Genomic DNA, 11,423 nt, shown 5'->3' on the forward strand with positions numbered 1-11,423 from the left:
AACACCTGTAAACAAGATAAGCCAAAAAAGAGATTGTTTTTAAAATATTTTAATAAAATTATGCCTCCTTCAGCCCTTAAAAAAAACAACCATTCTGTCGTTGACATTAAAAAGAAACAATATATAGGTGATATTTTGTCCGAAGTTTATTCTTCCGGACCACTCACGATTTCGCAACTCGCCAAGACCCTGCATACCAGCGTTCCGTCCATTACCGGGCTGATCAATGAGCTGATGTCAGAGAACTGGATACTCGAAGTAGGGTCTTCAAAGACCAAATCAGGAAGACGCCCTAGTCTTTTTGATCTTAACCCCAATAAAAACACTACGATTGTTCTGGATATCAACCTCTACAATACGACGATCGTACTGATCAATCTGAGAAATGAAATCCTTAAGACGGATATCCTAGACCTGGAGATCGGAGATGCTGAGTTTCCTGAAAAGCTTTCGGCAGGACTTTTCAATTTCCTGGAAAAAAGCCTGAAACCATGGGCGGTCGGAATATCCGTTTCGGGACTTGTCGGTGGTACAGACGGTGTCAACTATACCTACGACAATCACAATAAAAACGGGGTTTCCCTGGCCAATTTTATCCAGCAGCAAATCAAAGTGCCTACTTTTATGCTGCATGATACCAAAGCTTCGATGATAGGCGAACACCATTTCGGACTAGCCAAAGACAAGAAAAATGTATTGCTGATTAATCTCAACTGGGGAGTCGGACTAGGTATCCTTTCCAATGGGGAGATCATACAGGGGGCCGACGGGTTTGCGGGAGAATTGGGGCACATCCAGGTCAACCCTAACGGAGAGTTATGTAATTGTGGCAAAATCGGATGCCTTGAAACTGTCGCTTCTGCCTCTGCTCTGATCAAAAAAGCAAAGAAAGAACTTAAAGCGGGTAAAATATCAAGCTTGTCAAAAATGAACGGGGATATTTCACTGGAACAGATCATCGATGCTGCCATTAAGGGTGACGAGTTTTCAATCGACCTGATTTTTGATATCGGAAGGGAATTGGGAAAAGGCCTTTCCATTGCCATTCATTTATTCAATCCGCAGATTATCATCATTGACGGGATCATGACCAATGCCGGAGACCTGATTATATCGACCCTCCAGCAAGCCATCAACAAATACTGTCTGAAAGATTTCAAGAAAAATATTGAGATACTGATTTCCCCGATCGGTGAAAAAGCCAAGATATATGGAGTCAAATCTTATGTATTTCATAAAATGCTGCAGAAACAATCAATTTAGTTTACGCCTCATGTCTGATCGGAAGTAGAAAAGTATTAACTTTGTAAAACTTTTCTACTTTCCAGATGCAAGCATTGAGTACACGGCACCTTTTAGGAATAAAGGATCTCCAGAAAAAAGACATCGAGTTGGTTCTCGATACCGCAAAAGAATTTAAAGAGGTCATCAACAGACCCATTAAAAAAGTCCCGTCGCTCAGAGATATTACCATTGCCAATATTTTTTTTGAAAACTCTACCAGAACCAAACTCTCTTTTGAGCTGGCAGAGAAACGTTTATCGGCCGATGTGATTAACTTTTCTTCCTCCGGCAGCTCCGTCAAAAAAGGCGAAACACTTTTAGACACCGTCAATAACATCCTGTCCATGAAAGTAGACATGATCGTGATGAGACACAGCAGCCCGGGAGCTCCGCATTTTCTTTCTCAAAAGATCAAAGCCAACATTGTCAACGCAGGCGACGGCACCCACGAGCACCCTACCCAGGCGTTGCTGGATGCCTACTCGATGAGAGAAAAAGTGGGTGATCTGGCCTGTAAAAAAATCGCCATCATCGGAGATATCCTTCACTCAAGGGTGGCTTTATCCAATATATTCTTATTGCAGAAAATGGGGGCTGAGGTAAGGGTTTGCGGCCCTAACACCCTGATCCCGAAACACCTGCCGGAACTTGGCGTCAAGATATTTCACAATGTCAGGGAAGCCCTTGAATGGTGTGACGTGGCCAACGTACTGAGGATACAGCTGGAAAGACAGCAGATCAAATATTTCCCGTCGCTGAGAGAATATTCCTTATATTTCGGAATCAACAAGAAAATGCTGGACGAACTTAACAAAGAGATCGTCGTGATGCACCCCGGACCGATCAACAGGGGCGTTGAACTCAGCAGTGATGCGGCAGATTCTCATCATTCCATCATCCTGAACCAGGTCGAAAACGGAGTGGCTGTGCGAATGGCCGTTCTTTACCTGTTAGCTCAAAACAATTGATTCTATGGATTTCTCTTCTACCGTACAAATCGCGTCCGTCATCAGGCAGAAGTTTGGTGAAAGCTCTGTTATTTTCCTTGAAGAGAAAGCCATACAGCCTTTTATTGAAATTGCCCCTACTCAGTTATTAAAAATCTGTAAGTTTTTATATACTTCTTCTGAATACTATTTTGATTTCCTCAATTGCATAACAGCGATTGATAACGGGCCGGAGGAAGGTAAAATGGAACTCATTTACCATCTGACCTCTATTCCTTTTGAGAAAAGTGTGATATTGAAAATTACTTTCCCGAGGAATGATGAACACGGGCTTCTGCCCAAAGTAGCTTCAGTTTCCTCAGTCTGGAAAACAGCCGACTGGCACGAAAGAGAAGCGTTTGACCTCCTGGGCATCAATTTTGAAAACCATCCAGACCTCCGCAGAATACTGATGCCCGCCGACTGGGAGGGCCACCCCCTGAGAAAAGATTACAAGGAACAGGAAAAGTATCACGGCATAAAAGTCAAGTACTGATGACGAAGATTGGTCTGATATCGGATACCCATTCTTTCCTGGACCCCAAAGTATTTGAGCATTTTTCAGAATGCGATGAAATCTGGCATATCGGCGACATCGGTGACCCGCAGATACTGAAAGACCTGCAGGCTTTTAAACCCGTAAAAGCCGTATTCGGAAACATTGATAACCAGGAGCTTCGCTGGGAGTTGCCCGAAGATTCTTTCTTTGAATGTGAAGGGGTCAGGGTCCTGCTGACGCATATCGGAAGCCTTCCGCCCACTTACAACCCCAGAATCAGGGCTTTGCTAAAAAAACATGAGCCAAACTTGTTTATTTGCGGACATTCCCATATTTTAAGGGTGATAAAAGATCACAAATACGAAAACCTTGTTTACATCAATCCGGGAGCGGCAGGACACCATGGCTTCCACCACACCCGGACCATCATGCGTATGACTCTTGAATCAAAGAAAATAAGCAACCTTGAAGTAATTGAACTAGGCAAAAGATGAAAAATCACCGGAATGAAACCAGAGGAATTGTCCAGAAAACTGTGATGCTTTCCATCATACTTTTCATTTCCTTCATCTCGAAAGCTCAGCTGACTCAAAACAAAGTTGTGGAATTTGTCATCAACGGGGATATCAATGACGAATACAACCTCGCCCCCCTGAAAAAAGACGGACTGCTCATTGTCAACCCCCAATCCAGCTATTACGGCCGCGACTCGAAGGTCAACTTCATGAAACTCGACACTTCACTAAATTTCATCTGGAAATCTACCTATAAAGTAGCCCTGGGTTATAAATTCGAAAAGTATTTCCAGAATGAAAAGTATGTCTACAGCCTTTTCAGAGAAACAGACAGACTGAATATCAGTATTGTAAGGGTAGATTACGCGACAGGCGACCGCGTGGTGACCGACACCAAGCTGCTGACCAAAATGGACATAGGGTATTTTACGGTAGTCGGCAGCAAAGCCATTATCGGGGGAACTTACAATGACCGCCCGGTGGTAGAAATGATCAGCCTTTTTGACCAGACGGCCAAGGTTTTGCCCCAGCTGCATACCAATCACCTGAGGATTAACTCGATTGAAGTCAATGAAGCCAATGCCCTCATTTATGTCATGCTCAGCGACCAGAGAAACTGCAAATTCACCCTTTCCATATATGATTATGAGGGCAGATCCATCAACAGTAAAATCCTGGGCGAAAAAAACAAGGTCATCATCAACGGAAAACTGCTGACCTTACCTGACAACCAGCTTATCCTGGCCGGAAACTTTGCTGACAACTGCACCAATTACTCTTCAGGTTTTTACCTGTATCCCCTCTTAAACGACCAGAAGATCAAGTACTTTGATTTTGCCGACCTTGACAATTTCTTCAGTTATCTTTCTGAAAAGAAACAAAAGAAGATAAGGATGAAAATGCTGGCCAGGAAAGAAAGAGGCAAGGAAAACAAGATAAGACACAGGCTTTTGCTGCATGATATACAGACAGATAAACAAGGCATTACTTTTACAGCAGAAGTCTATTACCCTGAATACAAATCAAGTCCCAACCTGAGTCTAAACAGCATCAGAACACTGGGTTTAAATACTCCGCTGAACTCCTCCTATAACAATTACAGGTTTACGCACGCCATCATCTGTGACTTTGATTTCAGCGGAAACCTCAAATGGGATTACAGCATTGGCCTGAACAACCTGGAAAGTGCCTTCCTGGAAGAAAAAGTGCAGCTAACCAAAATAGACGACAAATACCTGCTGGCCTTCCCGGATGAGAACCTGATCAAGACCGAACTGGTGGCCAGAAACCGTAAAGATAAAGAAAGCTATAACCTGGACCTGAAGCAAAACAGCAAGAAAAATTCGGATGACTTTTCCTCTGAGCTATCCTCATGGTACGCCAACACTTTTGTGGCCTATGGCATGAAAACAACCCGGGCGGAAGGCGGACTGAACACCAAAGATGTTTTTTACCTGAGCAAGCTCAGCTACAATCCCGTAGATTCAAAAAAACTTCTTGATTAACCAGATAATAAGGTTCAGCACCAGACTCAGCAAAATCATGGTGACCACAGGAAAGTAGATTTTCATACCGGGCTTTTCAATGCGGATATCACCAGGCAGCCGCCCGATCCAATTGAGTTTGTTCCCGGAAAAATAGATGACCACACCGATCACAAGAATGATCAGTCCTCCGAAAATCAACATTTTACCTGTATTCTGATTCATCATCAAGCCTTTTTGAATGCTGCAAATTAATACATTATTCATTAACCCATGAGAATTTATTCTTTGAAATCTTCTGCAAAACACGTCAGATACCCTGACAGAAGCCTTTCTCGCTGTATTCTCCTGACAGCTCTTGCCTCATTAGCTTCGTTCAGCACATCAGCAAAAACATTTCATGTAAGCAACAACGGCAATGACAGCAACTCAGGAAGCCTGACCCATCCCATCAAAACCATCGACGCCGCCAATAAAATCAGATTAAGACCCGGAGATCAGTTACTTTTTAACGGAGGCGACAGATTTGACGGCTCTTTGCAATTAAATCTCCGGGGGGAAGCATCCGGCCGGATCATCATCTCAAGTTATGGAACCGGACGGGCAACTATTCACGGTCTTTCGAAAGAAGCCATATCGCTTCAGGGCCAGTATTTTGAACTCAGGAACATCGATGCCAGAGGCTCCGGCAGAAAAAACGGCAGTACTTCCGCCGGCATTCAGATTTATAATGCGAAAGATATCATCATTGACCGGATCAGGGTTGAAGAATTTCAGAAAAGCGGCTTATCAGTATCCGGAAGCACAGATATTAAAATCCGGAATATTCATGCGGTCAGCAATGGCTTTGCGGGTATATTTCTTTATCAATCGCAATACGGAGTTATTAAAGACTGCCTGGCAGAAAACAACCCCGGAGATCCCACCAACCTGACCAACCATAGCGGCAACGGCATCCTGGTGGGAGAATCAAAAAATATCCTTATCGAACACTGTGTGGCCACTCAAAACGGCTGGGACATGCCTCGCACCGGCAATGGCCCGGTGGGCATATGGGCCTATCAGGCTGACAGCGTTACCATCCAGTACTGCATTGCTTATAAAAATAAAACAGCAAAAGGGGCAAAAGACGGCGGCGGCTTCGACCTGGACGGCGGGGTCACTCATTCCGTCATACAGTATTGCCTGGCTTATGAAAATGAAGGGGCCGGTTACGGGCTTTTTCAATACTACGGTGCTGACAAATGGAGCGACAATGTACTGAGGTACTGCATCAGTTACAACGACGGGCAAAAAGGACAAGCGTCAGGTGGCATTTTTGTCTGGAACGGAGACAAGGGCGGCAAAGGCTTCGGCAACGCACAGACATATCATAATGTAGTGTTCAATGATGCCGCACCCGCAGTCCGTTTCGACACCGACAGCGAACATCAGAATTTCGGCTTTTACAATAATATTTTTCTTGGCAGGGGTGACATGGTATCAGGCCCCTCCTCCGGAGAGAAATTCCAGGGGAATATCTGGTGGAAATCCACCCGGGATGACATCAGCTTCAGAGGCTATAAAGATTTGCTATCCTGGGCAAATGCGACCGGCCAGGAAAAAACAGAAAACCTGCTCACAGGAAAAGTCATTGATCCGCAATTCAAAGGCCCACTGAAAGTCAGTATCACCGACACCTATCAATTGAAAAACCTTATCAGCTTCCGGCTTTCAAGCCAATCCGGGATAATTGACAGCGGCCTTGACCTCAAAAAGATGTTTGATATCAGCCTTCCGGCTCAGGATTTCTTCGGCAACCCCACTCAGACAGGCCTCAGGCCCGATCCGGGCATTGCAGAATTCAAAAAAGATTGATATTTTTTTCTTATTTCAACCGGAAACTTCTATCTTGATCAGATTAAGCCAAAGAAACAAAAAAACGTCTCAGAAATGAATTCAAGAAGGAAATTCGTCCAAAAACTAACCGTTGGATTAGCCGGTTCCGTACTCCCTGCCGAAGCATTTTCCGCCCTTACCCGGCCCGCTTTTACTTCTGATGATTTCTGGGAAAATGTGAGAAGTTCATTTCCGCTGACCAAAGACAGGGTCTATTTCAACAACGGTACTTCAGGTCCCAATTCTCAAAGGGTAGTGGACAAAGTCATTGCCAAAACCAACGAATTCAGCATCTCAGGAGAATACGGCTCCACCAATACCGCCCGGGAAAAACTGGCTGCTTTCGTCAAAGTCAAAACCGAAGAAATTTCCCTTACCCATAATACCACTGAAGGCATCAATATAGTCGCCTGGGGGCTTCCGTTACAAAAAGGCGATGAAGTTATCCTGACGATGCACGAACACGTGGGAAACGCCCTTCCGTGGCTTAACAGGGCTAAACTGCATGGCATCGTACTCAAAACTTTTCTGCCGGCACAAACTGCGGCTGAAAACATCGGCATCATACAGAAACTGATCAGTCCGAAAACAAGAGTTATCGCGATTCCTCATATTACCTGTACCACCGGCCTGGTGTTCCCCGTAAAAGAGATTGCCGCCATCGCCAAAAGCAAAGGCATATTTACGGCCATCGACGGAGCTCACGGGGCAGGCACTTTTGACCTGAACCTCAAAGACCTGGGTTGCGATTTTTATGCGACCAGCTGCCATAAATGGATGCTGGGGCCAAGCGGTACCGGTTTTTTGTATGTCAATGAAAAACACCTCGACACCCTGCAAGCCTACTGGGTAGGGGCCTATTCCGATAACGGCTGGGACATCAATACCCCTTCACCCTCTTTCCAGGGCTATGTAGCCACCGCCCACCGTTATGACTACGGCTCACAGAGTGCCGCCTTATTTGCCGGAGCAGAAGAATCCGTAAAATTCCTGGAGGAAATAGGCATGGCTAAAATAGAAGAGAGGATCAAGGCACTTGCGACACACTTACAAAAAGGCCTGACAGGTCTTGGAAGCAAGATTCAGATGCTGACCCCCCTGGAAGCAAAATCCAGGATCAGCATGATCACATTCAAAATTGAGGGTACCGACTTTAAGGAGTTCAACACCATTGCCGCCAAAAATAAGTTCAGAATAAGGGTCGTTCCCGAAAGCAATCTGAATGCCATCAGGATATCGACCCATATTTATAACAGCTTTGAAGAAATAGACCGTTTTGTGGCTTTGGTCAAAACCTTGGTTTAAATCTCGACCGGGTCAGGATGAAGTATTTTCTCAAAACCCTGAAGTGACATGACTTTCCATACACTTCCGGTCTTTTTGAGCTTCACTTCATATTGAAATTCTCCGGGCATATTCCAGGTCCAGATAACGGTGGCCATATCTCCTTCCACAACCAATGACTTAATTTTCAGGCTTTCCCAATACTTATCAGGACTGTCCTGACAATTGCACCAGGGGTCAGCAGAAATCCAGTCCAGCTCAAGCCCGTCCCCTTCATAATATTTGACGGTGTCAGTCTTGATCTGTGTATCAATTTTACTGGAGATTTTATTGTAGGTTTCGATAAATACAGGATCAAACAAATTGGATTTCTCCAGCTCTTCCACCCTTTTCAGTTCTGCCTCCTGATCCACACCCACACATACAGAATTCTTGTACTTGAGGGTAAAATCATACAGCTTGCTTTGGGTCTCATACCATTGATAAGTATTTCTCAGGGCTTCAGTAATCAACAAACTGTCTTTGATGGCCGTAGAATCAAAAGTCACGGAAGACTCGCTGTCGCTGCTCTGGAAATTACATCCGCTGAAATAAACGGTTATAGCCAGCAACAATACGGAAAGAACAACACGGTAATTTTTACTTTTTAAAAACATAATGGTTTCAGAGGTATTTGATGAAACACAAAAATATAAATTAATCTTTCAGAAATTGACATTTGAACGACAAAACCGGGCAGCAATTGCATTTTGATGTGGTAAATTCCGGTCTTACAATCTAAATGACCCCAAACTTTGTTATTCCCGATATTTAGACAGTATTTTGTGTGACAAACTTTAATTGACATGTTCAGACCTCCTTTCTGGCAATTTAACGGCCATATGCAAACCATTTATCCGAGTTTATTCAGGAAAGTGAAAGTGCATTACACCCGCGAAAGAATAACTTTACCTGACGGCGATTTCCTGACACTCGATTGGATCAGCAATAATTCCAGAAAACTGGTCATTGTCACCCACGGACTGGAAGGTGACTCCGGCCGCCATTATGTTACAGGGATGATCAGGAAGTTTACCGAAAACGGATATGACGGACTTGGCTGGAACTGCAGGAGTTGCGGCGGAGAAATTAATCTTTTACCGAGATTCTATCACCACGGTGACGCTGAAGACCTTCGCTATGTTGTTCAGTATGCCATCGACAAAAATAAATACGAAGAAGTGGTCCTGGTAGGTTTCAGTATGGGTGGCAGCCTTACGCTGAGACTGGCCGCAGAAAAACCGGACCTTCTGCCAAAAGAAGTAAAAAAGGTCGTTACAGCCTCTGTACCGCTCGATTTACCCACTTCGGTTGTCGAGCTCAACAAACCAGGCAAACGCTTCTATATGGAGCGTTTTTTAAAGAAACTGGGCAAGAAAATCGAGATCAAGTCCTCCATGTTTCCCAACCACCCCATTCTGAATGTGGAAGGCTACAGTAAAATCAAGAACTTTGACGAATTCGATACCCGGTATACCGCCCCGCTTCACGGTTATGTGGATGCCAAAGACTTTTATGCCAAAGCCAGCGTCAAACCTATCCTTAAAAACATCCGGATACCTGCCCTGATTGTACAGTCAGCCAACGATCCTTTTCTGTCGCCTCCTTGTCTTAACCTCGGAGACGCCGAGAGCAACTCCAATCTCAAGCTGGTCATTCTCAAAGAAGGGGGCCATGTAGGTTTTATGCAGCACGATTCAGAGGAAACCATTACAGAACAACTGGCCCTGAGATTCAGTGAAGGTGAAATTAAATAAAAAAAAGCCCTCGCAATTATAGCAAGAGCCTTTAAACATTTCCCTAAACTAAATAATCTTTAATATTTTTATTTCTTTTTCAATTGCTCGCTCAGCGGCGTCTTATCTATCACCACTTCTTTTGGAATAATGTAGAACGGAAGCAAACCCATTTTTTCCACGACCAGCTGGCCCACCTGTGAACAGCTGAAACGGATAAAGCCTTTGGCTATCCCCCATCTGTCTTCGGTAGTATGCATATAAATCAGCCTTTCGAGCGGATAATTCCTGTCTTTAAGGTTCTTGAATGTAGGGCCATAAAACTTACCCCCGTTTTGCGACACTTTCAGAATTTTGATCCTGTTTTTCAAGGCTATCGCTTTGCTGTCATCCAGGTCGCTGATCCAGTTGTTTCCGATGATGCCGATAGCGGCCGTATTCTTTTCAATGTGTTCAAAAACAGAAAGATTACCCTTGGCCGCAAAAAGATTGCCTTTTTGCAGATCCGCGATTTTCAACCTGTCTATCATAAAATTCAGGTTACTGGAGCTGCTGTTATCAAAAACAAGGGTTATCCCCGCACTTTTACTATCAAAAAGGCTCTTTAACTTTTCTATGGTAATTGTAGAATCCGGAAAATTCTTATTGACGATCAGTGTCACCGCATCCAAAGCCATTCTGGCAGGCTGGTATTTGATCTGCCTGCTTTCCAAAGCTTCCTGTTCTTTCTGGTTCAATTCACGGGTAACCACGGCCACCTCCGCAGAGTCATTCAGGATCAGGTTGATCGCTCTCTGTTCCGGAACATATTTTTTGATAAAATTCACTTCTGGGTAATGGGTTTTGTAGGCCTCTATCTGGGCATCTACAATCGGCTGGAGAGATTCATCAGCAGCGATCACCATGGTACCTTTGCGGATAGATACGTCATCTTCAGCAGATTCTGTGGCCGGAGAGCACGAATAAACGATTAAGGATAAAAGTAAGGCCGTTAAAGCAAAGTTTTTCATTAATTAAATGGAGGTTAATTATAGAACTAACACAAGAATAAATTGACTAGTTCAAAAAAAATGAGCCATCTGGGATGTCTCATTTTTTTCTTTGAAATTATTTAAAGGTCCACGATACAGGGCAAATCAGCACAACCCGGAAAATTAATTTCAGTCCAGCTTAAAAAAGACAGGAATATTAAAATAAACCCGTACATTTTTACCATTCTGCCTGCCGGGATTCCACTTCGGCATAGATTTGATCACCCTGATGGTTTCTTCATCACAACCAAACCCGATCCCTTTCTGGACTTCAACGGCACCAATAGACCCGTCCCTTTCCACCACAAACTTTACAAAGACTTTACCCTCAATACTATTTCTCTGTGCAGTCGGTGGGTAATTGATCCTGGAATTGATGAACTTGTACATCTCGGTCTGCCCACCCGGAAAAGCAGGATATTGTTCTACTGACGTAAAAATATCTTCCTCTGCAGGCCTTTCCAGTTCCACAGGCTTGGTGATCTCTGCCGGAGGGGCCGGGGGCGGTGTAAAGGCCGACAATGCGTCTACTCCTTCCACCGATTTATTAGAGATGACTTTGTTTTCAATTTCTTCAAGCTTTGGTGGCGGCTCTTCAATAACTACTTCCTCATCCTTTTTAGGTTCAGGAGGGAGAAACTTAATCTGGGCCACTTCCGGAGCCGGCGGCGGCGGTGGAGGGGGTGG

At 44.3% G+C, this 11,423-nt stretch carries 12 protein-coding genes; 8 read left to right on the forward strand and 4 right to left on the reverse strand.

Features of this window, described 5'->3' with window-relative positions; genetic code table 11:
• Positions 1-60 precede the first annotated feature (60 nt).
• From GVN16_RS22560 to GVN16_RS22580, 5 genes are all read left to right on the forward strand, one after another.
• The gene (locus GVN16_RS22560; RefSeq protein ID WP_166566217.1) at positions 61-1,263 is read left to right on the forward strand and encodes an ROK family transcriptional regulator; all 1,203 of its coding nucleotides are present in this window, start codon (positions 61-63) and stop codon (positions 1,261-1,263) included.
• Between the two features lie 65 nt (positions 1,264-1,328).
• On the forward strand, positions 1,329-2,252 hold the full coding sequence (locus GVN16_RS22565; RefSeq protein ID WP_166566218.1) for an aspartate carbamoyltransferase catalytic subunit: 924 nt from the start codon (positions 1,329-1,331) through the stop codon (positions 2,250-2,252).
• A gap of 4 nt (positions 2,253-2,256) precedes the next feature.
• A complete protein-coding gene (locus GVN16_RS22570; protein ID WP_166566219.1) occupies positions 2,257-2,766 on the forward strand; it encodes an NADH-quinone oxidoreductase subunit C in 510 nt (169 codons plus the stop codon).
• The gene (locus GVN16_RS22575; protein WP_166566220.1) at positions 2,766-3,263 is read left to right on the forward strand and encodes a metallophosphoesterase; all 498 of its coding nucleotides are present in this window, start codon (positions 2,766-2,768) and stop codon (positions 3,261-3,263) included. Before GVN16_RS22570 ends, GVN16_RS22575 begins: the two co-directional genes overlap by 1 nt.
• Entirely contained in the window at positions 3,260-4,789 is a 1,530-nt protein-coding gene (locus tag GVN16_RS22580; protein ID WP_166566221.1) for a hypothetical protein, read from the forward strand. The genes GVN16_RS22575 and GVN16_RS22580 overlap by 4 nt, the downstream gene beginning before the upstream one ends.
• Here GVN16_RS22580 and GVN16_RS22585 read toward each other — a convergent pair.
• Positions 4,769-4,996 (reverse strand): DUF2905 domain-containing protein, encoded by a 228-nt coding sequence (locus tag GVN16_RS22585; RefSeq protein ID WP_310587461.1) that lies wholly within the window; start codon positions 4,994-4,996, stop codon positions 4,769-4,771. The genes GVN16_RS22580 and GVN16_RS22585 overlap by 21 nt on opposite strands.
• Positions 4,997-5,041: 45 nt before the next feature.
• On the opposite strand from GVN16_RS22585, the gene GVN16_RS22590 reads away from it, so the two are divergent.
• Positions 5,042-6,625, forward strand: coding sequence for a right-handed parallel beta-helix repeat-containing protein (locus GVN16_RS22590; protein ID WP_166566222.1), 1,584 nt, complete (start codon positions 5,042-5,044; stop codon positions 6,623-6,625).
• A 75-nt stretch (positions 6,626-6,700) separates the two neighbouring features.
• Positions 6,701-7,951 (forward strand): aminotransferase class V-fold PLP-dependent enzyme, encoded by a 1,251-nt coding sequence (locus tag GVN16_RS22595; protein ID WP_166566223.1) that lies wholly within the window; start codon positions 6,701-6,703, stop codon positions 7,949-7,951.
• On the opposite strand, the gene GVN16_RS22600 is transcribed toward GVN16_RS22595, so the two are convergent.
• A complete protein-coding gene (locus GVN16_RS22600) occupies positions 7,948-8,586 on the reverse strand; it encodes a hypothetical protein (protein WP_166566224.1) in 639 nt (212 codons plus the stop codon). The two genes, GVN16_RS22595 and GVN16_RS22600, sit on opposite strands and share 4 nt — an antisense overlap.
• Before the next feature lie 189 nt (positions 8,587-8,775).
• On the opposite strand from GVN16_RS22600, the gene GVN16_RS22605 reads away from it, so the two are divergent.
• On the forward strand, positions 8,776-9,726 hold the full coding sequence (locus tag GVN16_RS22605; RefSeq protein ID WP_166566225.1) for a YheT family hydrolase: 951 nt from the start codon (positions 8,776-8,778) through the stop codon (positions 9,724-9,726).
• 68 nt (positions 9,727-9,794) lie between these two features.
• Here the strand turns inward: GVN16_RS22605 and GVN16_RS22610 are convergent, their stop codons facing one another.
• Both GVN16_RS22610 and GVN16_RS22615 read right to left on the reverse strand, forming a co-directional pair.
• Complete coding sequence (locus GVN16_RS22610) at positions 9,795-10,715, reverse strand: PstS family phosphate ABC transporter substrate-binding protein (protein ID WP_166566226.1); 921 nt, start codon at positions 10,713-10,715, stop codon at positions 9,795-9,797.
• Between the two features lie 150 nt (positions 10,716-10,865).
• Positions 10,866-11,423 (reverse strand): energy transducer TonB (locus GVN16_RS22615; protein WP_166566227.1); only part of this gene is annotated, 558 nt, incomplete at its 5' end.

This window comes from Emticicia sp. CRIBPO (assembly GCF_009905725.1).
In the GTDB taxonomy this organism is placed as follows: domain Bacteria; phylum Bacteroidota; class Bacteroidia; order Cytophagales; family Spirosomataceae; genus Leadbetterella.

Bases quoted from the DNA above. Each gene is read 5' to 3' on its own strand.
- GVN16_RS22585 (WP_310587461.1), bottom strand. From the start codon at position 4,996: ATGATGAATCAGAATACAGGTAAAATGTTGATTTTCGGAGGACTGATC.
- GVN16_RS22610 (WP_166566226.1), bottom strand. From the start codon at position 10,715: ATGAAAAACTTTGCTTTAACGGCCTTACTTTTATCCTTAATCGTTTAT.
- GVN16_RS22575 (WP_166566220.1), top strand. From the start codon at position 2,766: ATGACGAAGATTGGTCTGATATCGGATACCCATTCTTTCCTGGACCCC.
- GVN16_RS22570 (WP_166566219.1), top strand. From the start codon at position 2,257: ATGGATTTCTCTTCTACCGTACAAATCGCGTCCGTCATCAGGCAGAAG.
- GVN16_RS22565 (WP_166566218.1), top strand. From the start codon at position 1,329: ATGCAAGCATTGAGTACACGGCACCTTTTAGGAATAAAGGATCTCCAG.
- GVN16_RS22560 (WP_166566217.1), top strand. From the start codon at position 61: ATGCCTCCTTCAGCCCTTAAAAAAAACAACCATTCTGTCGTTGACATT.
- GVN16_RS22600 (WP_166566224.1), bottom strand. From the start codon at position 8,586: ATGTTTTTAAAAAGTAAAAATTACCGTGTTGTTCTTTCCGTATTGTTG.
- GVN16_RS22595 (WP_166566223.1), top strand. From the start codon at position 6,701: ATGAATTCAAGAAGGAAATTCGTCCAAAAACTAACCGTTGGATTAGCC.
- GVN16_RS22605 (WP_166566225.1), top strand. From the start codon at position 8,776: ATGTTCAGACCTCCTTTCTGGCAATTTAACGGCCATATGCAAACCATT.
- GVN16_RS22590 (WP_166566222.1), top strand. From the start codon at position 5,042: ATGAGAATTTATTCTTTGAAATCTTCTGCAAAACACGTCAGATACCCT.
- GVN16_RS22580 (WP_166566221.1), top strand. From the start codon at position 3,260: ATGAAAAATCACCGGAATGAAACCAGAGGAATTGTCCAGAAAACTGTG.